This is a genomic window from Paenibacillus thermoaerophilus (genome assembly GCF_005938195.1).
GTDB lineage: Bacteria > Bacillota > Bacilli > Paenibacillales > Reconciliibacillaceae > Paenibacillus_W > Paenibacillus_W thermoaerophilus.
Map to the genome: position 1 here is coordinate 1 of NZ_VCQZ01000021.1, position 22,392 is coordinate 22,392.

The 22,392-nt window shown below is 55.8% G+C and carries 38 protein-coding genes and 1 rRNA gene; 2 read left to right on the forward strand and 37 right to left on the reverse strand.

Features of this window, described 5'->3' with window-relative positions:
* The 3 genes from FE781_RS13520 to FE781_RS13530 all read right to left on the reverse strand — a co-directional run.
* Window positions 1–60 (reverse strand): 16S ribosomal RNA (locus tag FE781_RS13520); the annotation flags it as partial.
* Between the two features lie 389 nt (window positions 61–449).
* The gene (locus FE781_RS13525; RefSeq protein WP_138790165.1) at window positions 450–677 is read right to left on the reverse strand and encodes a hypothetical protein; all 228 of its coding nucleotides are present in this window, start codon (window positions 675–677) and stop codon (window positions 450–452) included.
* A 115-nt stretch (window positions 678–792) separates the two neighbouring features.
* Window positions 793–1,404, reverse strand: a complete 612-nt coding sequence (locus FE781_RS13530) for a stage II sporulation protein M (RefSeq protein ID WP_170209548.1) — start codon at window positions 1,402–1,404, stop codon at window positions 793–795.
* Between the two features lie 157 nt (window positions 1,405–1,561).
* On the opposite strand from FE781_RS13530, the gene pdaB reads away from it, so the two are divergent.
* Window positions 1,562–2,347 (forward strand): polysaccharide deacetylase family sporulation protein PdaB, encoded by a 786-nt coding sequence (gene pdaB / locus FE781_RS13535; RefSeq protein WP_138790167.1) that lies wholly within the window; start codon window positions 1,562–1,564, stop codon window positions 2,345–2,347.
* A 25-nt stretch (window positions 2,348–2,372) separates the two neighbouring features.
* Here the strand turns inward: pdaB and FE781_RS13540 are convergent, their stop codons facing one another.
* Window positions 2,373–2,984 (reverse strand): KinB-signaling pathway activation protein, encoded by a 612-nt coding sequence (locus FE781_RS13540; protein ID WP_170209549.1) that lies wholly within the window; start codon window positions 2,982–2,984, stop codon window positions 2,373–2,375.
* A 2-nt stretch (window positions 2,985–2,986) separates the two neighbouring features.
* Between FE781_RS13540 and gerD the strand changes: the two genes are divergently transcribed.
* A complete protein-coding gene (gene gerD / locus FE781_RS13545; protein WP_138790169.1) occupies window positions 2,987–3,841 on the forward strand; it encodes a spore germination lipoprotein GerD in 855 nt (284 codons plus the stop codon).
* An 81-nt stretch (window positions 3,842–3,922) separates the two neighbouring features.
* Here gerD and FE781_RS13550 read toward each other — a convergent pair whose 3' ends face one another.
* The 33 genes from FE781_RS13550 to rpsS form a co-directional block, all read right to left on the reverse strand.
* On the reverse strand, window positions 3,923–5,032 hold the full coding sequence (locus tag FE781_RS13550; protein WP_138790235.1) for an Mrp/NBP35 family ATP-binding protein: 1,110 nt from the start codon (window positions 5,030–5,032) through the stop codon (window positions 3,923–3,925).
* Window positions 5,033–5,119: 87 nt separating this feature from the next.
* Window positions 5,120–5,884 carry an N-acetylmuramoyl-L-alanine amidase CwlD gene (gene cwlD / locus FE781_RS13555; protein ID WP_138790170.1) on the reverse strand — a complete coding sequence of 255 codons (765 nt, stop codon included), beginning with the start codon at window positions 5,882–5,884 and terminating at the stop codon, window positions 5,120–5,122.
* 80 nt (window positions 5,885–5,964) lie between these two features.
* The gene (sat, locus tag FE781_RS13560) at window positions 5,965–7,137 is read right to left on the reverse strand and encodes a sulfate adenylyltransferase (protein WP_379252781.1); all 1,173 of its coding nucleotides are present in this window, start codon (window positions 7,135–7,137) and stop codon (window positions 5,965–5,967) included.
* A gap of 33 nt (window positions 7,138–7,170) precedes the next feature.
* Window positions 7,171–7,863 carry a phosphoadenylyl-sulfate reductase gene (locus tag FE781_RS13565; RefSeq protein WP_138790171.1) on the reverse strand — a complete coding sequence of 231 codons (693 nt, stop codon included), beginning with the start codon at window positions 7,861–7,863 and terminating at the stop codon, window positions 7,171–7,173.
* Window positions 7,864–8,097: 234 nt separating this feature from the next.
* Window positions 8,098–8,490: a 30S ribosomal protein S9 gene (gene rpsI, locus FE781_RS13570; RefSeq protein ID WP_138790172.1), complete on the reverse strand. Its 393-nt coding sequence runs from the start codon at window positions 8,488–8,490 to the stop codon at window positions 8,098–8,100.
* 21 nt (window positions 8,491–8,511) lie between these two features.
* The gene (rplM, locus tag FE781_RS13575; RefSeq protein WP_138790173.1) at window positions 8,512–8,946 is read right to left on the reverse strand and encodes a 50S ribosomal protein L13; all 435 of its coding nucleotides are present in this window, start codon (window positions 8,944–8,946) and stop codon (window positions 8,512–8,514) included.
* Window positions 8,947–9,131: 185 nt separating this feature from the next.
* A complete protein-coding gene (truA, locus tag FE781_RS13580; RefSeq protein ID WP_138790174.1) occupies window positions 9,132–9,911 on the reverse strand; it encodes a tRNA pseudouridine(38-40) synthase TruA in 780 nt (259 codons plus the stop codon).
* A gap of 98 nt (window positions 9,912–10,009) precedes the next feature.
* A complete protein-coding gene (rplQ, locus tag FE781_RS13585; protein ID WP_138790175.1) occupies window positions 10,010–10,378 on the reverse strand; it encodes a 50S ribosomal protein L17 in 369 nt (122 codons plus the stop codon).
* Window positions 10,379–10,412: 34 nt separating this feature from the next.
* Window positions 10,413–11,357 carry a DNA-directed RNA polymerase subunit alpha gene (locus FE781_RS13590; RefSeq protein ID WP_138790176.1) on the reverse strand — a complete coding sequence of 315 codons (945 nt, stop codon included), beginning with the start codon at window positions 11,355–11,357 and terminating at the stop codon, window positions 10,413–10,415.
* Between the two features lie 131 nt (window positions 11,358–11,488).
* Window positions 11,489–11,887, reverse strand: a complete 399-nt coding sequence (gene rpsK, locus FE781_RS13595; RefSeq protein WP_138790177.1) for a 30S ribosomal protein S11 — start codon at window positions 11,885–11,887, stop codon at window positions 11,489–11,491.
* 19 nt (window positions 11,888–11,906) lie between these two features.
* Window positions 11,907–12,275, reverse strand: a complete 369-nt coding sequence (gene rpsM, locus FE781_RS13600) for a 30S ribosomal protein S13 (RefSeq protein WP_138790178.1) — start codon at window positions 12,273–12,275, stop codon at window positions 11,907–11,909.
* A gap of 17 nt (window positions 12,276–12,292) precedes the next feature.
* Entirely contained in the window at window positions 12,293–12,406 is a 114-nt protein-coding gene (gene rpmJ, locus FE781_RS13605) for a 50S ribosomal protein L36 (RefSeq protein WP_003333770.1), read from the reverse strand.
* 84 nt (window positions 12,407–12,490) lie between these two features.
* Window positions 12,491–12,709, reverse strand: coding sequence for a translation initiation factor IF-1 (infA, locus tag FE781_RS13610; protein ID WP_138790179.1), 219 nt, complete (start codon window positions 12,707–12,709; stop codon window positions 12,491–12,493).
* A gap of 3 nt (window positions 12,710–12,712) precedes the next feature.
* Complete coding sequence (locus FE781_RS13615; RefSeq protein ID WP_138790180.1) at window positions 12,713–13,024, reverse strand: KOW domain-containing RNA-binding protein; 312 nt, start codon at window positions 13,022–13,024, stop codon at window positions 12,713–12,715.
* Window positions 13,017–13,787: a type I methionyl aminopeptidase gene (gene map, locus FE781_RS13620; protein ID WP_138790181.1), complete on the reverse strand. Its 771-nt coding sequence runs from the start codon at window positions 13,785–13,787 to the stop codon at window positions 13,017–13,019. The genes FE781_RS13615 and map overlap by 8 nt, the downstream gene beginning before the upstream one ends.
* Complete coding sequence (locus tag FE781_RS13625; protein ID WP_138790182.1) at window positions 13,784–14,437, reverse strand: adenylate kinase; 654 nt, start codon at window positions 14,435–14,437, stop codon at window positions 13,784–13,786. The genes map and FE781_RS13625 overlap by 4 nt, the downstream gene beginning before the upstream one ends.
* A gap of 88 nt (window positions 14,438–14,525) precedes the next feature.
* Complete coding sequence (secY, locus tag FE781_RS13630) at window positions 14,526–15,827, reverse strand: preprotein translocase subunit SecY (protein WP_138790183.1); 1,302 nt, start codon at window positions 15,825–15,827, stop codon at window positions 14,526–14,528.
* Complete coding sequence (rplO, locus tag FE781_RS13635; protein WP_138790184.1) at window positions 15,827–16,267, reverse strand: 50S ribosomal protein L15; 441 nt, start codon at window positions 16,265–16,267, stop codon at window positions 15,827–15,829. The genes secY and rplO overlap by 1 nt, the downstream gene beginning before the upstream one ends.
* Window positions 16,268–16,315: 48 nt before the next feature.
* Complete coding sequence (gene rpmD / locus FE781_RS13640; RefSeq protein ID WP_138790185.1) at window positions 16,316–16,504, reverse strand: 50S ribosomal protein L30; 189 nt, start codon at window positions 16,502–16,504, stop codon at window positions 16,316–16,318.
* 13 nt (window positions 16,505–16,517) lie between these two features.
* The gene (gene rpsE, locus FE781_RS13645) at window positions 16,518–17,015 is read right to left on the reverse strand and encodes a 30S ribosomal protein S5 (protein ID WP_138790186.1); all 498 of its coding nucleotides are present in this window, start codon (window positions 17,013–17,015) and stop codon (window positions 16,518–16,520) included.
* Between the two features lie 31 nt (window positions 17,016–17,046).
* Window positions 17,047–17,415 carry a 50S ribosomal protein L18 gene (gene rplR, locus FE781_RS13650; RefSeq protein WP_138790187.1) on the reverse strand — a complete coding sequence of 123 codons (369 nt, stop codon included), beginning with the start codon at window positions 17,413–17,415 and terminating at the stop codon, window positions 17,047–17,049.
* A 50-nt stretch (window positions 17,416–17,465) separates the two neighbouring features.
* Window positions 17,466–18,008: a 50S ribosomal protein L6 gene (gene rplF / locus FE781_RS13655; RefSeq protein ID WP_138790188.1), complete on the reverse strand. Its 543-nt coding sequence runs from the start codon at window positions 18,006–18,008 to the stop codon at window positions 17,466–17,468.
* A gap of 31 nt (window positions 18,009–18,039) precedes the next feature.
* Window positions 18,040–18,438, reverse strand: coding sequence for a 30S ribosomal protein S8 (gene rpsH / locus FE781_RS13660; RefSeq protein ID WP_138790189.1), 399 nt, complete (start codon window positions 18,436–18,438; stop codon window positions 18,040–18,042).
* A gap of 33 nt (window positions 18,439–18,471) precedes the next feature.
* Window positions 18,472–18,657 (reverse strand): type Z 30S ribosomal protein S14, encoded by a 186-nt coding sequence (locus tag FE781_RS13665; RefSeq protein ID WP_138790190.1) that lies wholly within the window; start codon window positions 18,655–18,657, stop codon window positions 18,472–18,474.
* Window positions 18,658–18,693: 36 nt separating this feature from the next.
* Complete coding sequence (gene rplE / locus FE781_RS13670) at window positions 18,694–19,236, reverse strand: 50S ribosomal protein L5 (protein ID WP_138790191.1); 543 nt, start codon at window positions 19,234–19,236, stop codon at window positions 18,694–18,696.
* A 30-nt stretch (window positions 19,237–19,266) separates the two neighbouring features.
* On the reverse strand, window positions 19,267–19,593 hold the full coding sequence (gene rplX, locus FE781_RS13675) for a 50S ribosomal protein L24 (RefSeq protein ID WP_211346366.1): 327 nt from the start codon (window positions 19,591–19,593) through the stop codon (window positions 19,267–19,269).
* A 59-nt stretch (window positions 19,594–19,652) separates the two neighbouring features.
* Window positions 19,653–20,021 carry a 50S ribosomal protein L14 gene (rplN, locus tag FE781_RS13680; protein ID WP_138790192.1) on the reverse strand — a complete coding sequence of 123 codons (369 nt, stop codon included), beginning with the start codon at window positions 20,019–20,021 and terminating at the stop codon, window positions 19,653–19,655.
* Window positions 20,022–20,091: 70 nt separating this feature from the next.
* A complete protein-coding gene (gene rpsQ / locus FE781_RS13685) occupies window positions 20,092–20,361 on the reverse strand; it encodes a 30S ribosomal protein S17 (protein WP_281281902.1) in 270 nt (89 codons plus the stop codon).
* A gap of 37 nt (window positions 20,362–20,398) precedes the next feature.
* Window positions 20,399–20,596 (reverse strand): 50S ribosomal protein L29, encoded by a 198-nt coding sequence (gene rpmC, locus FE781_RS13690; protein WP_138790239.1) that lies wholly within the window; start codon window positions 20,594–20,596, stop codon window positions 20,399–20,401.
* Window positions 20,583–21,020: a 50S ribosomal protein L16 gene (gene rplP, locus FE781_RS13695; RefSeq protein WP_138790193.1), complete on the reverse strand. Its 438-nt coding sequence runs from the start codon at window positions 21,018–21,020 to the stop codon at window positions 20,583–20,585. The genes rpmC and rplP overlap by 14 nt, the downstream gene beginning before the upstream one ends.
* A 1-nt stretch (window position 21,021) precedes the next feature.
* A complete protein-coding gene (gene rpsC / locus FE781_RS13700; protein WP_138790194.1) occupies window positions 21,022–21,684 on the reverse strand; it encodes a 30S ribosomal protein S3 in 663 nt (220 codons plus the stop codon).
* Between the two features lie 13 nt (window positions 21,685–21,697).
* The gene (rplV, locus tag FE781_RS13705; RefSeq protein WP_138790195.1) at window positions 21,698–22,033 is read right to left on the reverse strand and encodes a 50S ribosomal protein L22; all 336 of its coding nucleotides are present in this window, start codon (window positions 22,031–22,033) and stop codon (window positions 21,698–21,700) included.
* A 66-nt stretch (window positions 22,034–22,099) separates the two neighbouring features.
* Window positions 22,100–22,381: a 30S ribosomal protein S19 gene (rpsS, locus tag FE781_RS13710; protein WP_138790196.1), complete on the reverse strand. Its 282-nt coding sequence runs from the start codon at window positions 22,379–22,381 to the stop codon at window positions 22,100–22,102.
* Between the last annotated feature and the right edge of the window lie 11 nt (window positions 22,382–22,392).

Consider the following 22,392-nt stretch of genomic DNA (forward strand, 5'->3'; position numbering starts at 1 on the left):
TTGCATGTATTAGGCACGCCGCCAGCGTTCGTCCTGAGCCAGGATCAAACTCTCCAAAAAGGTGTTGCTTATCTGGATGAGCTCCATAGCTCATTGCTGACTTTTCAGTCATTAATCTCTCGCGAGATCATTTCGACGCTTCGCACTTGTTCAGTTTTCAAAGATCGAACCTTCGCGAACTTTCCGTTCGCTGCCAGCCACCGTTTTGCGGCGACCTCTTGAATATATCATATTCGTCCGCTATGATGCAAGCACTTTTTTTCGATCGCCTGCATTTTCCCGCGAGCCGCAACGGCCGTTCCGGCGCGTTCCCGCCCGCTCTCGTAAGCGGCGAGAATTAATTTATCATAGGCTTGTCCGAAAAGCAACCCCTTTTTTGCATGTTTTTTTGCATGTTTTTGCACGATCGGAGTTGGCGCTCGCTGCGCCGATCCGGCCCGGCAAAGCCGTTAGTTTTTCGTCTGCGGCCTGCGGCTTAACGCATACCGCGACAGCTCCTTCGGAGAGGCCAACCGGGCATACATCCGAAAGATGATTTTATACCGGGACTCTATGGCGCTGCGTATTTCCGATTCGATCCGGGTATCCTTCAGATCGAACAGCATCTCGTCTAATTCTTTGCGAAGCACGTACCCCAATTCCTTGCATTCGCGCTGGCTAAACAAAAAACCGAGCATAAAAGTGAGCCTCCTCGACGACTGCCGGTCTTCAATTTTGAACAAGGCCGCGGAAAAAGCGGATGCCGCCAAACCGCTTTACTGTTATGCTCCGTTTTTTACATTTTTATGATAATTAACGGGAAACCAACGCGAACGTAAGTGTGCTCTCCACCACCGCGGCCAGCAGCAGCGCGCCGATCAGCACGGCGATAAGCGCCGGCAATCGCTCGAAAAACTCCTTCAGGTCCGCGACGGCCTGCTTCCGGCGTCCGGGGACTGCCAGCGAAATCATAAACTGCAGGATCAGCCAGCCCAGGCGAATCCCATAAGCGGCCCCCAGCAGCAGGGCCGGAATCTCGATAATGCCGTGCGGCACGATCGCAAGCAGCATATCCCCGTACGTGACATTGGGCGATTTGTTCGCGAACAAAAAGCCGAGCAGCAAGCCGTTGATGACGAGGAAAACAATCGGGGGCAAGCCCAACAAAGCGCCGGCCAATACGACCAGAACGGTCTTGATCGCGTTATTCAAAAAAATGACGGCGAACAGCCACCACTGGAAATGGTCCTTCCCCTGAATATTCTCGACGATGCCTTGAATGCCTTCGATCTGGGCCCTCATGTAGTTCATGAATTGATCGGCGTTCGCAAAGCCCATGTACAAGCTGACGGCAAACACAAGCACGGCCGCCCACACGTATCGCGAATGCCGAAGCAGATCGGCTCCCAATTCCTTCAATCGCATCTTCTCGCCCTCCATTTCGAATGCCGATATCCTTCAATCTTGTTCAGCCCGTCTACAAAGAGGGCATATCCCACTTGTACGAGCATAGGATGTAATAGCCCAATCAAACAAGCCCGGCGCATCGGCCTGCCCGGCGCTGCAAGGAGGTATCGGCCCGTTGAACCACTTTTTCGTTTTTAACGGTCGTCGTATCAAACGGATCTTGATTCTGATCGTCGCGGTTGTGTTCGCCGTGGGCATCGTATACGTGGAGAAGGACAACATCACCGTCTTCGCGCCTAACGAACCTTCCGCCATCTACAGCGTGCAGACCGACAAAAAGCTGATCGCCCTTACGTTCGATATCAGTTGGGGCAACAAACGCGCCGGGCCCATTCTGGACGTGCTGGAGCAAAAAGGGGTGAAAAACGCCACCTTCTTCCTCTCTTCCCCATGGAGCAAAAGCCATCCGGACATCGTGAAGCGGATTGTCGATTCCGGTTACGAGGTCGGCAGTCACGGCCACAAGCACGACAATTACAGCCGGTATTCCGAGAACGATATCCGCACCCAAATTCAGACGGCCCACGATATTTTAACCGAATTGACAGGCAAAGCCCCGAATCTGATCCGTATGCCCAACGGCGATTTCGACAAACGGGTGCTTCGGGTCGCCAACGATTTGAATTACAAGGTGATCCAGTGGGATACCGATTCGCTCGACTGGAAAAACCCCGGGGTGGACGCGATCATCAACCGGGTCGTCAAACGCGCGCATCCGGGAGATATTGTTCTGCTTCACGCAAGCGACTCCTGCCAGCAGACGCACCTCGCCCTGCCCGTCATTATCGACCAACTCCGGGCGAAAGGGTACGAATTCGTGACCGTTTCCCAGTTGCTCAACCAGACCGACATCAGCCAGAAGCCGGCGGAGCAGCCGGGAGCGGCGCAAATCCACGCCTAACAGAAAGCCGACCGCAACGGTCGGCTTATTTGTTTCCGATGGACACGCGGTTACTAGAGCCGCTTTTTTCCTCCAAGATCCGGTGAAGCTGCATAATCTGCCACGCATTAGCCGCGAGCAGCGTGACCACCATAAACCATACATAAGGCTGGTTCTCCACCTGCAGCGACGGAACGGCCTCCAACGCCGTGAATACGATCATGAAAAACAGCGTCGGGACAAATGCGCTGTTGTTGGTGGCGCGAACCTTCAAGTAACCGATCGCCAGCCCCGTCAAGCCAATAACGGCCACAAGCGCGAGTTCTTCCGCCAGCGGCCTCTCCCGGAACAGGATCAGATCGGCCAAAGCGAACAGCACGAGTACAATTTGAAGCGCATTCCACAAAAACAAGCGCCGGCGGAACGTCGTAAGCGCCACATAACGCACGATCAGGTAAGCAAAAAAGCCCATTTGCGCGATGACGCTGATCGTCGAACCGCCCAGCAGCATAAAGATCACTTCGTATTTGCGGACGCCCGAGTCCATAAACACGAAATCATTCAACGCCAGCTTCAACGCGATCCAGACCAATACGGAGGCAGCCGTCCCGACCCCCAAGGTCGTCCAGAACAAATATCCCCACTTGCGAAGCGTCAACGATGATCTCCCCATTTTTCGGCAGTTTCCCCCTCATTATAGCCAAATCGGACAGTCGCCACAACCGAAGCCAGCGCTTCCCGTGGGTACGCCGGAACCCGAAGGCTCATACTAACTTCATGACTAAACAGGAAAGGAGCAGGATCAGCGTGCCTACCCGTTTAAAGCGTCTCGCCCCCGTCGTTTTGACCAGCTTGATGCTCGCTTCCTGCGCGACCGGCGGTGGCGGCGATTCGTCGGGCCAGATGCCTTATAAGGACATCAAATCGATGGTACTCGATATTATCCAATCCCAGGACGGCCAGCAGGCCATCATGAAGGCGGCAACGGAGCAGAAGCAGGACCCGACGTTGAGGCTCCTGTCGACCGGAGAAGGTCAGCAGATTCAATTGGCGGTTAAGGAAATTTTGACGACCGACACGACGGAAAAGCTGCTTCAAAAAACGATGACCGACCCCCGGTTCGCCGGAGAATTCGCCAAAGTGATGAACAACGATATCAAGGCGATTCAAAAAGAACTGCTCAAAGACCCCGAATTCCAAAAATCCTATATGCAGTCGATGCAAAACCCGGAATTCGAAATGATGCTGCTGCAGACGATGCGCGCCCCGCAATTCAAGCAGCAGATCCATCTGCAAATTCAGGAAGCGATGCAAAATCCCTTGTTTAAGATGGAAATGCTGGAGCTTGTGAAAAAGGCCATCCAAGAAGGCGCAACGCCGACCCCGGAAACGCAGGCGCAATCGCAAAATCAGGGACAGAATCAAGACCAAAATCAGCGGAAAAACGGTCAGGAGAAAGAGGAAGACCAAGAAGATGAGCAAAAACAGGACGATGACGAGCAAGATCAGCAATAATCCGCTCAGTCGCCGCCTGCAGACAAAAGCCCCGAGGCAACCGCTGTTCGAACGGTCTCGGGGCTTCTTTGGCCGCTGCAATTATGGCTCAAGCTTCTCCACGATGCGGGCGGCGACTTCGGCGTAAATACGTCCCGTCTCCGTATCCGCTTTGTACACGGACGGGGAGAAGTCAGGTTCGGAGATATGATTGTCGGGCGCGCCGAGCGGAATCTGGGCAAGCAGCTCCGTGTGCAGCTCCTCGGCCAGCTTCGCGCCGCCGCCGCGTCCGAATATATATGCTTTTTCGCCGGTTTTGTCCACGTAGTAGGACATATTCTCCACAACTCCGAGAATCTCGTGCTCCGTGCGCTTGGCCATCGCGCCCGCGCGCGCCGCGACGAAGGCTGCGGTGGCGTGCGGCGTGGTGACGATAATCTCTTTGCTGTGCGGAATCAACTGATGGACGTCGAGCGCCACATCTCCCGTTCCCGGCGGCAAGTCCAGCAAGATGTATTCGAGCTCGCCCCACTCGACCGCAGAGAAAAAATGCCGCAGCATTTTGCCCAGCATCGGGCCCCGCCATATGACCGGGGAGTTGTCCTCCACGAAAAAGCCCATGGAGATCACCTTCACGCCGAATCGTTCCACCGGCAAAATCTTGTCGTCCCGGGTTTCCGGACGTTCCTCGATCCCCATCATATCGGGCACGCTGAAGCCGTAAATGTCGGCATCGATAATCCCGACCTTTTTGCCGAGACGGGCCAGAGCGACCGCCAAATTCACCGTCACGGTCGACTTGCCGACTCCGCCTTTTCCGCTCGCCACCGCAATGTAATGGACGCCCGAGTCCGGGGATAACAGACGGGAGCTGGCCGGATTTTGGCCCACCGTCCGCTTCGTCTTCGATTGGTGATCCTCCAACGATTGCTTCGGATCGTTCTGACGCCTCAACTGCTCACGGTCATGTTCCGTCGCGGCCCGCAGACGCACATGCACATCGCCGGCTCCGGCTTCTTTCAGCGCGGAGACGACTTGTTCCCGCAGCCGCGTCGAGGCGGCTTCGCTCTCGTCGGTCAGGACGACCGTGAGGGACACCTGTCCCCCCTTCACCATAATGTCCCGAATCAAATTCAAATCCGCCAAGGGCCGATTAAACGTGGGATCGTTGATTCCCAGCAGAGCCTCCAGCACCTGTTCTCGCGTGGTAATTGCCACTCCCGACACCTCCTGTCGCCATTATACCGAAACTTCATCCGAATCGCATGTCTACATGGGGAGGCCCCCCCTTCCGGACGTTTACGATCCGATTTTCTCCCCGGCCGCATACCGCAAAATCCCCCTGTAGATCGTGGCCGCGACTTTCTTTTGGTAGGCGCTGTCGCCCAAATTCCGCGCCTCCTCTGCATTGGACAGAAATCCGGCCTCCACGAGAGCCCCGGGAATATTCAGCGTCTTCAGCAAAAAATACGTGTCGTGCGGCTGCGTCAGTCGATCCGTGTTGCCGAGAGCCGTACGGAATTCATCCTGAATGAGCTCGGCCAGCCGCCGCCCCTCCTCCCGTTCCGCGTAATAAAACGTCTGGGCGCCCCGCCACTTGGAGGAGGCGATGCTGTTCAGGTGAATGCTCACCAGCATGTCCGCGCCGCTGCGGGCGATCAGCTCCGCCCGGGCGTGCAAATCCTCCGTCTTGCGCTTGCTCAAGCCTTGGGTTCCCGGCTGAGCGAGATCTTTGTCCGATTCCCGCGTCATGACGACGGATGCCCCCGCCTCCTGCAAGTAATCCCGCAAGTAACCCGCGATCGCCAGCGTCACTTGCTTCTCCACCAAGCCGCCGGACGATACGGCGCCTCCGTCGGGCCCTCCATGCCCGGCGTCAATGGCGATGATCCGACCCGATAGGGGAAGCGTCCAATGGCTCCACGTCTCCGTCGAGGGGAGGCGGCTAAACAGCAGATACGCCATTAAGGCAACCAGCGCCATCGTGGCGGCAATCTTGGCATAGCCTTGCCCGTTCACCCAGACAATCAGCCGCTTCCGTCTCAACCGGTGTAAGCTGCGCATATAAAAACACCCCGTTCGCCAACGATGGAATCTTTACCATCATATGGGACGAGGTGTTCGAATAGACCAAGCTGATCCGGTCAGGAACGGGCGTCGACCGGCTCCTGCATGCCTTCGATCAGAATTTTCGCCACTTCGGGGCGGGAAAATTCCGGCGGCGGACAGATCCCATCGCGGAGCATCGCGCGAACTTTGGTGCCCGACAGGTGCAGGTGATGCGACTTGTCGTGAGGGCACGTCTTCGTGGTCGCCATATTGCCGCACTTCGTGCAGTAGAAGCTGTGCTCGAAGTACAAAGGCGTAATGCCGAGATCGGCGGCCGGGATCGTCTTCAACAGATCCTGCGCCTCGTATGTGCCGTAATAGTCGCCCACACCGGCGTGGTCGCGGCCGACGATGAAGTGCGTGCAGCCGTAGTTTTTGCGGACCAGCGCGTGGAAAACCGCCTCTCGCGGCCCCGCGTAACGCATCGCAGCGGGGAATACGCCCAGGAATACGCGGTCCTGCGGGTAGTAGTTCTCCAGCAGCGCCAGGTAGCTGCGCATCCGCACGTCCGCAGAGATGTCGTCGGACTTCGTCTCGCCGACAAGCGGATTGAGGAAGAGGCCGTCGACGATCTCCATGGCGCTTTTTTGAATGTATTCGTGCGCCCGGTGAACCGGGTTGCGGGTCTGGAAGCCGACGACGGTTTTCCAGCCTTTCCGCTCGAATTGGGCGCGCGTCTCGGCGGGCGTGAAGTAGAACTCCCGGAATTTGTCCGGCTGCGGACGGTTCAATACCTCCAGAGAACCGCCCACATAGATGTTGGAACGGGAGAACAGCTTTTGTACGCCCGGATGATTCGTATCGTCCGTCTTAAACACGCGGACGGCTTCCTTGCGATGATCGACGGCGTAGATGCTGTCGATCGTCAACACAGCGTAAATCACGTTGTCCTGCTCGCCTACAAGCGCAACGCGCTGACCGACGGACAGCCGGTCCGCCTGCTCCTTGTCGACCGGAAGCGTGATCGGAATGCTCCAGACGAGGCCGTTCGCCAGCCGCATGGATTCGACCACGGATTCATAGTCCCGTTCATTCATAAATCCGGTCAGGGGAGAGAAGGCCCCCACCGCGATACAGTCGATATCCGAGATCGTCCAACTGCTGATCCGGATCGCTTCAAGTCCGGCGGCCTGCTCCAGCAACTGCTCCCGCGCGGCGCCTTCCACCAGCCGGTTGACCAGTTCGCCGCCATGAGGTTCAATCAACATGCGTATAGCTCCTTCCATCCGATCTTCCGATCCTTATTTATGCAGACCGCACTCCGTCTTGTCGTGTCCCGACCAACGACCCGCGCGCGGATCTTCGCCCGGCATTACCTGGCGGGTGCATTTCTCGCAGCCGATGCTTGGATAAAAATTGTCGTGCAGCGGATTGTAGATGACATCGTTCGCTCGAATATAGGCCCAGACGTCTTCCCACTTCCAATTGGCGAGAGGGTTGAATTTGACCAGGCCGAATTTCGTGTCGTATTCGACCTTCTTGGCGTTGGCCCGGGTGGGCGCCTGATCGCGGCGAATGCCCGTGATCCAGGCATCGTAACGGCCCAGCACCTGCGTCAGCGGCTCAACCTTGCGGATGTTGCAGCATTCGTTCGGATCGGTCTTCCACAGCTCGTCGCCCTTCTCTCTCGCCTGCTCTTCGACCGTCCATTTCGGGAGCACCTGTACGAACTTGATGCCGTAGCGAGCTTCCAGCCGGTCCCGGGTCTCATACGTTTCCTTGAAGTGCAGGTTCGTGTCGAGATAAAAAATATCCGTCTTCGGAGAAATTTTCTGCAGCATGTCGACGAGCACGACATCTTCGGCCCCGAAGCTGCAAGCCAGCGTGATATTCGGGAATTTCTCCACGGCAAAGGCGAGAAGCTCTTCCGGCGATTTGTTCTCGAATTCTTCGGCCGCGCGTTTGATCAACGCTTCTTTCTCAAACAAGTTCATAGTCGTTTTTCCTCCCGAAGTGTCCTGAATACCAAGTAACCCCGTATGAATTATTAATATTTTCATTATAACGGCTTCATTTCACGTGGTCAATGACTTTTAACCGATTTGGATCAAAGCCATGCAGGGGCTCCTGTCGAAAGCCTATTCAGAGATGGGCGATCGTGTTCCGCTCCAACACGCAAAAAAGCCTCCTTCCGCCGGATTCGGCAGAAAGAGGCTTCGATTCGATGATTAACGTTTGGAGAACTGAGGCGCGCGGCGTGCCGCTTTGAGACCGTATTTTTTACGTTCTTTCATACGCGGATCGCGCGTCAGGAATCCCGCTTTTTTCAGCGAACCGCGGAATTCCGGGTCAGCCTTCAGCAGAGCGCGGGCGATGCCGTGACGGATCGCGCCGGCTTGACCGGAGATCCCGCCGCCGGCCGCATTGACGAATACGTCGTATTTGCCGAGCGTTTCCGTCAGGGCAAGCGGTTGCTTGACGATCAGCTTCAGCGTCTCGAGGCCGAAATAGTCGTCGAGATCGCGTTTATTGACAACGATGCGGCCTTCACCCGGCACGAGGCGTACACGTGCAACGGAGTGCTTGCGGCGACCGGTTCCGTAGTATTGAACTTGAGCCATGAACGATGTCCTCCCTTACGATTAACCGCGAAGTTCCCAAACTTGCGGGTTTTGAGCCTGGTGCGGATGTTCGCTTCCAGCGTACACTTTCAACTTCGTTTTCAAAGCGTTGCCGAGACGGTTTTTCGGGAGCATGCCATGCACGGCCAGCTCGATCATACGCTCCGGTTTGTTTTTCAGCAGGTCGCCGGCAACGGTCGTTTTCAGTCCGCCCATGTAGCCGGAGTGACGGTAATATTTTTTCTGCTGCAGTTTTTTGCCGGTCAGTTGGATTTGCGAAGCGTTGATAACGATGACGAAATCACCTGTGTCTACGTTCGGCGTAAATTCCGGCTTATGTTTGCCGCGAAGCAAAGCAGCGACTTCGCTTGCCAGACGGCCCAGTGTTTGGCCAGCGGCGTCAACGACGAGCCACTTGCGCTCCACGGTTTTCGGTTTCGCCATGAAGGTGCTCATTGGGATCCTCCTCGAACTCATATACATAACTATGAAAGCATGCGCGCCGCATGCGATCTATTGTGTCAACGGTTCCGGCTGTTCACTTCGGGGCCAGTGGGAAGCCAATAATGAAAGCCAACTAATATCTTACTACAACCGCTAGGTTAAATCAAGGTGCTCGCCCAAACTTTATCCGCAACGATTTATGTGGCGGTTCCATCGCCGGAATCGTAGCGGACCTCCCACAACGTCAGGCCGTGGGCCATCGCCGTCAGCTTCTCGTGCATCGGGTTGCGCGCTTCGAGGATCTCCGGAATCTCCGAGCTGGAGCGCCGCCCCTCGCCCACCTCGATCAGCGTGCCGACGATCATGCGCACCATGTTGTACAGAAAACCGTTGCCCGTGACAAAAATGCGGTATACGCCCTGATAGTCGGGATGGCGATCGCCCAGATGGTCAATGCGCGTGCGGTATATCGTGCGTACGTGCGAAGCTTGCGTAGAGCGGGCCGAACAGAACGAAGTGAAATCGTGTTCGCCCTCCAGATGACGGAGAGCCTCGCGCATCGCTTCCCAATCCAGAGGCCGCGGATGATGCAGCTCTTGCTTCCGCCTCATGACATCGGGAAATTTGTTGTTGTTGATCGTATAAGCATACGTTTTGGTTTTGGCCGAATAACGCGCGTGGAACGATTGGTCGACTTCCTGCGCCTCCAGCACGACGATATCGTCAGGCAATCGCGAGTTCATCGCGATTGCCCAACGTTCGGCCGGGATGCGCGATTCCGTATCGAAATGAATGACCTGTCCGCGCGCGTGAACGCCCGCATCGGTGCGTCCCGATGACACAACCTTTACGGTATCGCCGGTGAGCAGCTTGACGGCAAGCTCCAGCTTATCCTGAATCGTGTTGCCATGAGGCTGTGTCTGGAAACCGGAATAAGCCGTCCCGTCGTACGAGACGATCATCTTCAGTCTCCTCACCGCTCGGTCCTCCCCCTCAGCAAAAAAAGGGCTTTAACAGAACCTTGCGGTTCTGTCCACCCTTTCCCCTGCTTGCTTATATCATCGATATCCGCAAATTAAGCGCGGTCTACCAGTTCCAGGTAAACCATCGGCGCAGCGTCGCCGCGACGAGGACCGAGCTTCAGGATGCGCGTGTATCCGCCTGCGCGCTCCGCGTAACGGGGTGCGAGATCGGAGAACAGCTTTTGAATCGCGTCCTTCTCTTCTCCCGGCAGTTGCTCGCGACGCACGAACGCGGCCACTTGACGGCGAGCGTGCAGATCGCCGCGCTTCGCCAGCGTGATCAGTTTCTCTGCGATGGAGCGAACTTCCTTCGCTTTCGCTTCCGTCGTTTGGATCCGCTCGTTCAGGAACAAGTCGGTAACCAGATCGCGGAACAACGCTTTACGACCGCTGGAGTCGCGACCCAATTTTTGGTATGCCATCGTTTTCCCTCCTCTTCATGCTGTAATGCCGAAACTACTCTTCCGAACGCAGACTGAGCCCCAGTTCTTGAAGCTTCTCTTGAACTTCTTCCAAAGACTTGCGGCCCAGGTTGCGGACCTTCATCATGTCTTCTTCCGTTTTCGTGATCAGCTCTTGGACGGTGTTGATGCCAGCGCGTTTCAGGCAGTTGTAGGAGCGGACGGAAAGATCCAGTTCTTCGATCGTCATCTCGAGAACCTTTTCTTTTTTGTCTTCTTCCTTCTCCACCATGATTTCGGCGTCTTTCGCCTCGTCCGTCAAACCGACGAAAAGCATCAGATGCTCCGTCAAGATTTTGGCGCCGAGACTAACCGCTTCTTCCGGACGGATACTGCCGTCGGTCCAAACTTCAAACGTGAGCTTGTCGTAGTTCGTAACTTGACCGACGCGGGTATTTTCTACCGTGTAGTTGACGCGGGTAATCGGCGTATAAATCGAGTCGATCGGAATAACGCCGATGGGTTGATCTTCCCGTTTGTTCTTGTCCGCCTGGACATAACCACGGCCGCGGTTAGCGTTGATGCGCATGTGCAAGCGCGCATCCGTCTCTAACGTCGCGATGTGCAAATCCGGGTTAAGAATCTCTACGTCGCTGTCCGCGCGGATGTCGCCGGCCGTGACCACGCCGCCGCCTTCCGCGTCGATTTCCAGAATCTTTTCCTCATCGGAATGAATCTTCAGCGACAAGCCTTTGAGATTCAGGATGATCTCCGTCACGTCTTCCACGACCCCCGGGATCGTCGAGAATTCGTGGAGGACGCCGTCGATCTGAACCGATGTGACGGCCGCGCCCGGGAGCGACGACAACAAGATGCGGCGGAGCGAGTTGCCGAGCGTCGTGCCGTAGCCACGCTCCAGCGGCTCCACCACAAACTTGCCGTACGTGCCGTCCTCACTAACGGAGACGGTTTCGATCTTCGGCTTTTCGATTTCGATCATGCAGAACACCCTCCTATCAAAACGTCGGTTCCTTGCGGATCACGATCAAGCGCACAAATCACGTAGTATGCCTATCCATCTCTCCATTATGCACTGGATCGGCGGATATTTATACCACCTTTTGGCGTGAATTATACACGACGACGTTTTGGCGGACGGCAGCCGTTGTGAGGAATCGGAGTCACGTCTTTGATGAGGCTCACTTCGAGACCTGCAGCCTGAAGGGAACGGATCGCGGCTTCGCGGCCTGCGCCCGGACCTTTTACCATGACCTCGACGGAACGCATTCCGTGCTCCATCGCCGCTTTAGCAGCCGTTTCCGCTGCCATTTGAGCAGCAAACGGCGTGCTTTTCCGGGAACCTTTGAAGCCCAGGTTGCCGGAGCTCGCCCAGGAGATTGCGTTGCCGTGGGGATCCGTAATCGTGACGATAGTGTTGTTAAACGTCGAACGAATATGAGCCACGCCGGATTCGACGTTTTTCCGATCGCGACGCTTCGTGCGCGCTACCGCTTTTTTAGGTCTTGCCATTCGATATTACCCCCCTTTATTACTTCTTCTTGTTCGCTACCGTACGGCGAGGACCTTTACGCGTACGAGCGTTGGTTTTCGTGCGTTGTCCGCGTACCGGCAGACCGCGACGGTGACGGATGCCGCGATAGCAGCCGATTTCCACGAGACGCTTGATGTTCAGGGCGACTTCCCGACGCAGATCGCCTTCGACTTTGATGTTCTTGTCGATATATTCACGGATGCGGTTGACTTCGTCTTCCGTCAGATCACGAACGCGAGTGTTCGGGTTGACTCCGGTCGCAGCCAGAACTTTTTGCGAGGTGGTTTTGCCGATACCGTAGATGTACGTCAGCGCGATTTCCACCCGTTTGTCGCGAGGGATGTCAACACCAGCAATACGTGCCATAGATGTGCTGCACCTCCTTATCCTTGTTTTTGTTTATGCTTCGGATTTTCGCAGATGACCATAACGTTGCCTTTGCGACGAATGACTTTGCATTTTTCGCAAATCGGTTTGACCGACGGTCTTACCTTCATGGTTGTTACCTCCTCATGCTATCGCGCGGGTATCGGGAGCGTCTCGCCCTCAGAGATACCCGACTGCGAGCGCCGATCCTGCTCTTATTTAAACCGATAGGTGATACGTCCTCGGGTCAGATCATACGGTGACAACTCGACCGTCACCTTGTCGCCGGGCAGAATCCGGATGAAGTGCATGCGGATTTTCCCCGATACGTGCGCCAAAATCTTGTGGCCGTTTTCCAACTCCACGCGGAACATGGCGTTCGGCAGAGGCTCGATCACTCGTCCTTCGACTTCAATCACATCATCTTTGGCCAACGGTTATTCTCCTTTCGGTTGGGCATCCGGTCCGCGGTTGTTTTGATAGCGAGCCAGCGCATGGCGCAGTTTTCCGTTCGTCACGCGCCCCGTCTCGCGCAGGCTTTCCGCAACTTCCGGGCTGACTTCATTCAGCAATTGGAGGTGAAGCAGGTTTTTTCGTTTGGCCTGGTCGTATGACCGGCGATCGCCGTCGGCAATCTTCACATACCGATCATCCAGAACCTCGACGATCACGGCATGTCTGCCGTGGTCTCGGCCGCGCAGCACTTGGACGATTTGACCGGGAACCGGTCCGATCCGACCCTTATCCACGCGCGTTCACCTGCGGTTCCGAAATCGTCAAAATTTCGTAACCGTCATCGGTAATCGCAATGGTGTGCTCGAAGTGCGCGCACCAGGAACCGTCCTGCGTAACGACCGTCCAATTGTCTTCAAGCGTCTTGACGTACCGCTCGCCGACAATCACCATCGGTTCGATGGCAAGCACCATGCCGGGCTTCAGTCTCGGACCTTTATCGGGCAAGCCGTAGTTCGGAATCTGCGGCTCCTCGTGAAGGTTGGCTCCGATCCCGTGTCCGACATACTCGCGTACAACGGAGAAACCGGCACTTTCGATCACCTTCTGGATCGCGTGCGAGATCGTATACAAGCGAACGTTGGGTTTCGCCTGCTCCAAGCCCGCATACAACGATGCTTCTGTCACTTCCAGCAGCTTTCGGTGTACATCGGAGATCTCACCCACTGCGTACGTCCAGGCGGAATCGCCATGATACCCTTGATACTGGGCGCCGATGTCAATACTGATGATGTCGCCTTCGTTTAGTTTGCGGTTGCCCGGGATGCCGTGCACCAGCTCTTCGTTGACCGAAGCGCAGATGCTTGCGGGAAAACCGTTGTAGCCTTTGAATGAGGGGATTGCGCCTTGGCTAAGGATATACTTCTCGGCAATGGCGTCCAGTTCTCGGGTCGTGATGCCGGGCTGTATCGCATCCTTCAGCAGCCGGTGAGTGTCCGCCACAATCCGTCCTGCTTCCCTCATCAAGCGGAGTTCCGCTTCGGACTTGCATATGATCATTCGGCTTGACCTCGCAATAACGAGCAGATTTCCGCCGTAACGGCTGAGATCGGCTGATCCCCGTTCACATCGCGCAAGAGGTCTTTGTTCCGGTAATACTCCAGCAGCGGCGCGGTTTTCGTCGCATACTCGTTCAGCCGCGTTCCGACTTTCTCCTCCGTGTCATCCGGCCGCTGATACAGTTCGCCGCCGCACTTGTCGCACACATCCGCTTTGGCCGGCGGATTGAATTGGACATGGTACGTGGCGCCGCAGGATTTGCAGACGCGACGGCCGACGATCCGCTCCAGCAGGAGATCGAGATCCACCGCCAGATTAATGACGTGATCGATCCGGCGGCCGGATTGCTCCAGCAGAGCGTCCAACGCTTCCGCCTGGGCGATGGTGCGCGGAAAACCGTCGAGCAGGAATCCCGATTTGCAATCGTCATGGCTCAGTCGTTCGCGAACGATGCCGATGGTGATTTCATCCGGGACCAGTTCGCCTTTGTCCATGAAAACTTTCGCTTTCTGGCCCATCGGCGTCCCTTGGCTCACAGCCAGCCGGAATGCGTCGCCGGTCGAGATGTGCGGAATGCGGAACTCGTTGACGATCTCCGCCGCTTGCGTTCCTTTGCCTGCCCCCGGAGGACCCATGAATAAGATGTTCACTGTTCGTACCTCCCGGCTTCGGGCTTTCCGCCCGGAACGGTTGATCCGGAGTCACGGCTTGGCTGTCCGCGCTCCGATTCCGCCGTTCTCATTTATTGATAAACCCTTTGTAGTGACGCTTGATCAGCTGGCTCTCGATCGTCTTCATCGTCTCCAGCGCAACGCCGATCACGATCAGCAGCGACGTGCCTCCGATCGTAACGGATTGCGGCAGATTGCCGATCTTGCTAAAGAACACCGGCAGGATGGAAATCAACGCGAGGAAGATCGCCCCGAACAGCGTAATCCGCGTCATGACTCTCGTCATGTAGACTTCGGTCGGCTTGCCCGGGCGAATGCCAGGGATATAACCGCCGTTCTTCTTCATCTGTTCGGCCATTTGTTGCGGGTTGATCTGGACGAACGTGTAGAAGAACGTGAATCCGATAATCAACAGGACGTACAGAACCATGCCGAGCGGCGCCGTGTAGGTCAAGTGCTCGATGATCCAGTCGGCTACGCCGTTGCCCCGCCAGAACGTTGCGATCGTCGGCGGGAACATAAGCAGCGATAAAGCGAAAATGACCGGAATGACCCCGGCAGAGTTGACCTTCAGCGGGATGTGCGTCGATTGGCCGCCGTACATTTTCCGTCCGACTACACGCTTGGTGTATTGAACCGGAATTTTACGGACTCCCTGCTGGACGTAGATGACGCCTACGATCAGCACGATGATGACCAGGACGATCACAACCGCCTTTAGGATATTCAGAAACACGGCGCTGCCAGCGTCTACGAACAAGGTCTGATAAATCTGGGCCGTGCTGTTCGGAATGCCGGCCACGATCCCGGCGAAGATCAGAATCGAAATGCCGTTTCCGATGCCGTGCTCCGTAATTTGCTCGCCAAGCCACATCAGGAATGCTGTACCTGCCGTCAAGACAACCGCGATCAACGCATAAGTCGCTACGCTCGGATCGATGACGATACCGGCAAACATATTGTTGAATCCGATCGCCATCGCGACGGATTGCAGCAACCCCAGCAGGATCGTGCCGTAGCGGGTGAACTGGGCCAGCTTGCGTCGGCCCACTTCCCCCTCTTTGGCCCACTGGGCGAATTTCGGTACCACATCCATAGACAGCAGCTGCACGATGATCGATGCCGTAATGTACGGGTAGATGCTCATTGCAAAGATTGAAAAGTTGAACAAAGCGCCGCCGGAGAAGGTGTTCATTAACCCGAAGAAAGCGCCTTGTCCCTGCTGGTCAATCGCTTTGAGCACATCGCTATCGATGTTCGGAACCGGGATGAAGGCGCCAAGCCGGTAAATGATCAAGATTCCGAGCGTGAACAGAATCTTGTTACGCAGATCGCTAACCTTCGCAATGTTGGACAGCGTCCTGAACATTAGATCACCTCGGATTTGCCGCCGGCAGCTTGGATCTTCTCGACTGCGGATTGCGAGAACTTGTTCGCTTTGACGGTCAAAGCGACCGTGATCTCACCGTTGCCCAGAATTTTGATGCCGTCGAGCGCGTTCGTTACCAGACCTGCTTCTTTCAGCAGTTCCGGCGTTACTTCCGTACCCGCTGCGAATTTGTTCAGGTCGGAGACGTTAACGATCGCGTACTCGGTGCGATAACGGTTAACGAAGCCACGTTTCGGCAAACGACGGTACAGCGGGTTTTGACCGCCCTCGAAGCCCGGACGTACGCCGCCGCCCGAACGAGCGTTTTGACCTTTGTGACCTTTGCCGGCCGTTTTGCCGTTGCCGCTGCCGATACCGCGGCCGATCCGCTTGCGCACATGGCGGGATCCTTCAGCAGATGCGAGTTCATGCAGTTTCATCGTAGCACCTCCTTGTTTGTATGGCTAGCGATCGCTTCGATCGCGCAATTAGGCCTCTACTTCTTTGACCGACACGAGGTGGCTTACTTTGTTCACCATGCCGCGGATGGCCGGCGAATCTTGGTGCTCAACCGTGTGGCGGATTTTCCGCAATCCCAGCGTGCGGACGGTGACCCGTTGGTCCTCCGGCCGTCCGATCAAGCTGCGGACGAGGGTGATTTGCAATTTTTTCGCCATGATCCAACCCTCCTTAACCTAACAGCTCTTCCACGGTTTTGCCGCGAAGCTTCGCGACGTCTTCCGCACGTTTCAGGCGACTCAGGCCTTCCAGCGTTGCGTTTACCATGTTGATGGAGTTCGAAGAACCCAGCGATTTGGTCAGAATGTCGCCGACGCCAGCCAGCTCCAGAACCGCACGGACCGGACCGCCAGCGATCACGCCGGTACCTTTCGAGGCAGGCTTCAGCAGAACTTTGCCCGCGCCGAAATGACCGATAACCATGTGAGGAATCGTTGTTCCCACAATAGGAACCTGGATCAGGTTCTTTTTCGCGTCTTCAATACCTTTGCGGATGGCATCCGGCACTTCGGAAGCTTTTCCGATACCGGCGCCGACCCAACCGTTGCCGTCGCCTACGACAACCAGCGCGCTGAAGCTGAAACGCCGACCGCCTTTGACAACTTTCGATACGCGGTTGATGTGCACAACTTTTTCCGTCAATTCAAGTGTATTGGGATCGATGCGCAAGTCGTTGACCTCCTTACTCTTTGGATTTGGATTAGAATTCGAGACCGGCTTCGCGCGCCGCGTCCGCGAGCGCTTGAACGCGTCCGTGGTACAGATAGCCGCCGCGATCGAACACAACGGTGGTGATGCCTTTTTCTTTCGCGCGTTTGGCGATCAGTTCGCCGACTTTGCGTGCCGATTCGACATTGCCGCCGTTCGAAATCTGGTCTCTCAGCTCTTTATCGACGGTCGAAGCCGCTGCCAGCGTTACGCCTTTCACGTCGTCGATCAGTTGAGCGTACATATGCTTGGACGAACGGAAAACATTAAGGCGCGGACGCTCCGCCGTGCCGCTGATTTTCTTCCTCACGCGCAGGTGGCGCTTCAAACGCGCTTTATTTTTGTCGCCTTTGGTGATCATGCCGAATTCACTCCTTTCGATTCAGCTAGCAAGCCCGTAACCGTTCAGGCTTATTTTTTCTTGCCGGCTTTGCCCTCTTTGCGCAGAATCCGTTCGCCTTCGTATTTGATACCTTTGCCTTTGTAAGGCTCCGGCAGGCGGGTTTCGCGGATTTTCGCAGCCGTCGCGCCGACAAGCTCTTTGTCGATGCCGCGCACGATGATTTTCGTCTGGGACGGCACTTCGAACTCGATGCCTTTCTCCGGTTCGAATTCGACCGGGTGGGAGTAACCGACGTTCAGAACCAGCTTGTTGCCGGTTTTGTTCGCGCGGTATCCGACGCCGACGAGCTCGAGGCTCTTGGAGAACCCTTCCGTTACGCCGTTGATCATGTTGTTGATGATGCTGCGGGTCGTACCGTGCAGGGAGCGATGAAGCTTATGGTCAGAAGGACGTTCTACCGTCAGAACGTTGCCTTCGATCGTTACTTTCATATCTTTGTGAAGTTCCCGGGTAAGCGAGCCTTTCGGGCCTTTCACCGTCAAAGTCGTGTTGCTCAGGTCGACGGTAACGCCGTTCGGGATGTTGATCGGTTTGCGACCGATACGAGACATGGGTGCACCTCCATTCTATCCAGGAATTAAATTACCATACGTAGGCGATAACTTCGCCGCCCGTTTTCGCCTGACGCGCTTCCTTGTCCGTCATGATGCCTTTGGACGTGGAGATGATCGCGATGCCGAGACCTCCAAGTACGCGAGGCAACTCTTGGCTTTTTGCGTAAACGCGCAGCCCGGGTTTGCTGATGCGTTTCAGCCCCGTGATGACGCGCTCCTGGTTCGGGCCGTACTTGAGGAACAAGCGAATGATGCCTTGCTTGTTGTCCTCTACGTATTCAGCGTCACGGATGAAGCCCTCGCGCTTCAGAATCTCGGCGATTTGCCGTTTGATTTTCGAAGCAGGGATCTCCACGGTTTCGTGACGGACAGTATTCGCGTTGCGTACGCGAGTAAGCATATCCGCGATAGGATCGGACATAACCATGTTGCGAACCTCCTTCCCGAGGAAATAATCGGATTACCAGCTAGCTTTCTTCACGCCGGGGATTTGTCCCTTGTAAGCAAGCTCACGGAAGCAAATCCGGCAGATTTTGAATTTGCGAAGGACGGAGTGCGGTCGTCCGCAGCGCTCGCAGCGGGTGTAGGCCTGCACTTTGAACTTCGGTTTGCGCTGTTGTTTGACGATCATCGAAGTTTTGGCCACTTTCGTTTTACACCTCCGTTTTCAGGGGCTGCCGCATCACTTCGTGAACGGCATGCCCAATTGATTGAGCAGCTCGCGCGCTTCTTCGTCGGTTTTCGCCGTCGTGACGATGACGATGTCCATACCGCGCACTTTTTCGACTTTATCGTACTCGATCTCCGGGAAGATCAGTTGTTCTTTGATTCCCAGCGTGTAGTTGCCGCGACCGTCGAAAGCTTTGGTCGATACGCCGTGGAAGTCGCGAACGCGCGGCAGCGCCACGTTGAACAGTTTGTCGAGGAAGTAATACATGCGCTCGCCGCGCAGCGTTACTTTCACCCCGATCGGCATGTTCTCGCGAAGCTTGAAGCCCGCGATGGACTTTTTCGCTTTCGTGACGACCGGTTTTTGACCGGCGATCAACTGCAGGTCTTGAACGGCTGCGTCCATCAGCTTGGCGTTGCCGGCTGCGTCGCCGACGCCCATGTTGATGACGACCTTCTCCACTTTCGGAACCTGCATGACCGATGTATAGTTAAACTTCTGCATCAGAGCAGGAGTTACTTCATTCAGATAACGCTCTTTCAATCTTGCCGCCATTGGGTTGGAACCTCCTTTCTAGCGCGGAAATTAGTCGATCTGTTGGCCGGAACGTTTTGCGATCCGAACTTTTTTGCCGTTCTCGAGGATCTTGTAACCGATGCGGGTCGGTTTTCCGTCCTTCGGATCCACGAGCATGACGTTCGACACGTGGATCGGCGCCTCTTTCTCGATGATGCCGCCTTGCGGGTTGGCCGGATTCGGCTTCGTGTGGCGCTTCACCAGGTTGACGCCCTCGACAAGAACGCGGTTCTCGCGCGGGTACGCAGCGATGACGCGGCCTTTTTTGCCTTTATCTTTACCCGTGATGACGATGACATTGTCGTCTTTCTTCACGTGCAGCTTGTTGTTCGCCATGAATGATCACACCTCCTATATTGCGCGATCGGGGGCTCTCCCCCAGTAACGGTCGTGCCTCAGATGACTTCCGGCGCGAGGGAAATGATCTTCATGAAATCTTTCTCGCGCAGCTCGCGGGCAACCGGTCCGAAAATACGCGTGCCGCGCGGGCTTTTGTCCTCTTTAACGATAACCGCTGCGTTCTCGTCGAAACGGATGTAGGAGCCGTCTTTGCGACGAACCGGACGTTTCGTGCGGACAATAACCGCCTTGACTACGTCGCCTTTCTTGACAACGCCGCCTGGTGTTGCTTGTTTCACGGAACAAACGATCAGATCTCCGATTTGACCGACGCGGCGTCCCGTACCGCCCAATACGCGAATGCACATGAGCTGTTTCGCTCCGGAGTTATCGGCTACACTCAATCTGGTAAAAGGTTGAATCACCCTTGTTCCCTCCTTTCGGATTGTTGGCCATCCCCGCCTAACATCGTTCGCGGTTCAGGCGAAAAACCGTTTAGATGATAACGGCTTTTTCCACGATGCGCACGAGTCTCCAGCGCTTGTCCTTGGACAGCGGCCGAGTCTCCATGATCTCGACAACGTCGCCGATTTGAGCTTCGTTGTTTTCGTCATGCGCCTTGAACTTTTTCGTGTATTTGATCCGTTTGTGGTACAGGTCGTGTTTTTTGTAGGTTTCGACAGCCACGACGATGGTTTTGTCCATCTTGTCGCTGACGACTTTGCCTACCTGCACTTTGCGTTCATTGCGAACTACTTGGCTCACGGATTGCCCTCCTCTCTGGATCGCTCCGGTTTAGCTCTCAGACGATTCCGAGTTCACGCTCGCGCAGCACCGTCTTGGCGCGCGCGATCTCTTTGCGAAGCTCACGGATGCGGGCCGGATTGTCCAGTTGGCCCGTTGCCAGTTGGAACCGAAGGTTAAACAGTTCTTCTTTGAACCCGTTGACTTTTTGCTCAAGTTCGGCCGTCGTCAGGTTGCGAAACTCACTGGCTTTCATTTGCTTCACCACCAAACTCTTCGCGTTTTACGAACTTCGTTTTGATGGGCAGCTTGTGGGAGGCGAGGCGCATCGCTTCGCGAGCGACTTCTTCGCTGACACCGGCCAGTTCGAACAGAATTTTGCCCGGTTTTACCACGGCGACCCATTTCTCGACGTTACCTTTACCGCTACCCATCCGAACTTCAAGAGGCTTCTGGGTGATCGGTTTGGAAGGGAAAATTTTGATCCATACTTTACCGCCCCGTTTGATGTAACGGGTCATCGCGATACGAGCCGCTTCGATCTGGCGGTTCGTGATCCAGGAAGGCTCCAGGGCTTGCAGGCCGTATTCGCCGAATGCGACCTCCGTGCCGCCTTTCGCGCGTCCTTTCATTTTGCCGCGATGCTCTTTACGGTGTTTCACGCGTTTTGGCAATAACATCTCAGTTGCCTCCTTCCGCAGCGGCTTTCTTCTTCGCAGCCGGAAGAACTTCTCCGCGATAGATCCAGACTTTCACGCCGATGCGACCGTAGGTCGTGTGCGCTTCAGCCGTACCGTAGTCGATGTCCGCACGCAAGGTGTGCAGCGGAACCGTACCTTCGCTGTAGCCTTCGCTGCGCGCGATTTCCGCTCCGCCCAGACGGCCGGATACCAGCGTTTTAACCCCTTTTGCGCCGGCGCGCAGGGAACGTTGGATCGCTTGCTTCATGGCGCGGCGGAACGCGATGCGGCGCTCCAGTTGTTGCGCGATGCTCTCGGCGACCAGCGTAGCGTCGAGGTCCGGATTTTTCACTTCGGCGATATTGATGTGGACTTTTTTGCCCGTCATTTTCGCCAGATAAGCGCGGATCACTTCAACTTCCGATCCGCCTTTGCCGATAACCATGCCAGGTTTCGCCGTGTGGATCGTAATGTTGACGCGGTTGGCCGCGCGTTCGATCTCGATCCGGGATACGGCGCTGTCTTTCAGTTTTTTCTTCAGGTACTCACGGATTTTCACGTCTTCCATGAGCAGCGTTCCGAAATCTTTCTCCGCGAACCACTTGGATTCCCAATCGCGGATAATGCCTATTCTCAAGCCCACCGGGCTTACCTTTTGGCCCACACGTCAACCCTCCTTATTTTTCGGATACAACCAGGGTAATGTGGCTCGTGCGTTTGCTGATCCGGTCTGCACGGCCCATCGAACGAGGACGAATCCGTTTCAGGATCGGCCCTTGGTTCGCGTATACATCGCTGACTACCAGCTTGTTCACGTCCATCGAGTAGTTATGCTCCGCGTTGGCGATAGCCGAGTTCAGCAGCTTCTCCACAATCGGCGACGCCGCGCGCGGCGTGTTGCGAAGAATGGCGATCGCTTCGCCCACTGCCTTGCCGCGGATCAGATCGATGACCAGCTTCACTTTGCGAGGGGAAATCCGCACATATCTGGCGTGTGCTTTTGCTTGTTGCATCTGTCGATAAACCTCCTCTCGGTCTCAACTTTAAGTCTATCCGCTACGCGAACGCCCTTCAGGCGATCAACGCTTGCCCGTTTTCTTGTCGTCGTCGGCATGGCCGCGATACGTGCGCGTCGGCGCGAACTCGCCGAGCTTGTGTCCGACCATGTCCTCCGTGACGTATACCGGCACGTGCTTGCGGCCGTCGTATACGCCGAACGTATGACCGACAAACTGCGGGAAAATCGTGGAACGGCGAGACCAGGTTTTGATCACCGCTTTTTTGCCGCCGTTGTTCATGGCTTCCACTTTTTTGAGCAAGTAGTCATCCACAAACGGTCCTTTTTTCAGGCTGCGTCCCATAGTAAAAGCCT

What these genes read in the sequence shown, in the direction of transcription:
- FE781_RS13525 (WP_138790165.1), bottom strand. Translation starts at nt 677, where the DNA reads ATGCTCGGTTTTTTGTTTAGCCAGCGCGAATGCAAGGAATTGGGGTAC.
- FE781_RS13530 (WP_170209548.1), bottom strand. Translation starts at nt 1,404, where the DNA reads ATGCGATTGAAGGAATTGGGAGCCGATCTGCTTCGGCATTCGCGATAC.
- gerD (WP_138790169.1), top strand. Translation starts at nt 2,987, where the DNA reads ATGATCTCCCCATTTTTCGGCAGTTTCCCCCTCATTATAGCCAAATCG.
- cwlD (WP_138790170.1), bottom strand. Translation starts at nt 5,884, where the DNA reads ATGCGCAGCTTACACCGGTTGAGACGGAAGCGGCTGATTGTCTGGGTG.
- sat (WP_379252781.1), bottom strand. Translation starts at nt 7,137, where the DNA reads ATGTTGATTGAACCTCATGGCGGCGAACTGGTCAACCGGCTGGTGGAA.
- FE781_RS13565 (WP_138790171.1), bottom strand. Translation starts at nt 7,863, where the DNA reads ATGAACTTGTTTGAGAAAGAAGCGTTGATCAAACGCGCGGCCGAAGAA.
- rpsI (WP_138790172.1), bottom strand. Translation starts at nt 8,490, where the DNA reads ATGGCTCAAGTTCAATACTACGGAACCGGTCGCCGCAAGCACTCCGTT.
- rplM (WP_138790173.1), bottom strand. Translation starts at nt 8,946, where the DNA reads ATGAGCACCTTCATGGCGAAACCGAAAACCGTGGAGCGCAAGTGGCTC.
- rplQ (WP_138790175.1), bottom strand. Translation starts at nt 10,378, where the DNA reads ATGGCATACCAAAAATTGGGTCGCGACTCCAGCGGTCGTAAAGCGTTG.
- FE781_RS13590 (WP_138790176.1), bottom strand. Translation starts at nt 11,357, where the DNA reads ATGATCGAAATCGAAAAGCCGAAGATCGAAACCGTCTCCGTTAGTGAG.
- rpsK (WP_138790177.1), bottom strand. Translation starts at nt 11,887, where the DNA reads ATGGCAAGACCTAAAAAAGCGGTAGCGCGCACGAAGCGTCGCGATCGG.
- rpsM (WP_138790178.1), bottom strand. Translation starts at nt 12,275, where the DNA reads ATGGCACGTATTGCTGGTGTTGACATCCCTCGCGACAAACGGGTGGAA.
- rpmJ (WP_003333770.1), bottom strand. Translation starts at nt 12,406, where the DNA reads ATGAAGGTAAGACCGTCGGTCAAACCGATTTGCGAAAAATGCAAAGTC.
- map (WP_138790181.1), bottom strand. Translation starts at nt 13,787, where the DNA reads ATGATCATATGCAAGTCCGAAGCGGAACTCCGCTTGATGAGGGAAGCA.
- secY (WP_138790183.1), bottom strand. Translation starts at nt 15,827, where the DNA reads ATGTTCAGGACGCTGTCCAACATTGCGAAGGTTAGCGATCTGCGTAAC.
- rplO (WP_138790184.1), bottom strand. Translation starts at nt 16,267, where the DNA reads ATGAAACTGCATGAACTCGCATCTGCTGAAGGATCCCGCCATGTGCGC.
- rpmD (WP_138790185.1), bottom strand. Translation starts at nt 16,504, where the DNA reads ATGGCGAAAAAATTGCAAATCACCCTCGTCCGCAGCTTGATCGGACGG.
- rplR (WP_138790187.1), bottom strand. Translation starts at nt 17,415, where the DNA reads ATGATCACCAAAGGCGACAAAAATAAAGCGCGTTTGAAGCGCCACCTG.
- rplF (WP_138790188.1), bottom strand. Translation starts at nt 18,008, where the DNA reads ATGTCTCGTATCGGTCGCAAACCGATCAACATCCCGAACGGCGTTACC.
- rpsH (WP_138790189.1), bottom strand. Translation starts at nt 18,438, where the DNA reads ATGGTTATGTCCGATCCTATCGCGGATATGCTTACTCGCGTACGCAAC.
- rplE (WP_138790191.1), bottom strand. Translation starts at nt 19,236, where the DNA reads ATGGCGGCAAGATTGAAAGAGCGTTATCTGAATGAAGTAACTCCTGCT.
- rplX (WP_211346366.1), bottom strand. Translation starts at nt 19,593, where the DNA reads ATGGCGAACAACAAGCTGCACGTGAAGAAAGACGACAATGTCATCGTC.
- rpmC (WP_138790239.1), bottom strand. Translation starts at nt 20,596, where the DNA reads ATGAAAGCCAGTGAGTTTCGCAACCTGACGACGGCCGAACTTGAGCAA.
- rplP (WP_138790193.1), bottom strand. Translation starts at nt 21,020, where the DNA reads ATGTTATTGCCAAAACGCGTGAAACACCGTAAAGAGCATCGCGGCAAA.
- rplV (WP_138790195.1), bottom strand. Translation starts at nt 22,033, where the DNA reads ATGCAACAAGCAAAAGCACACGCCAGATATGTGCGGATTTCCCCTCGC.
- rpsS (WP_138790196.1), bottom strand. Translation starts at nt 22,381, where the DNA reads ATGGGACGCAGCCTGAAAAAAGGACCGTTTGTGGATGACTACTTGCTC.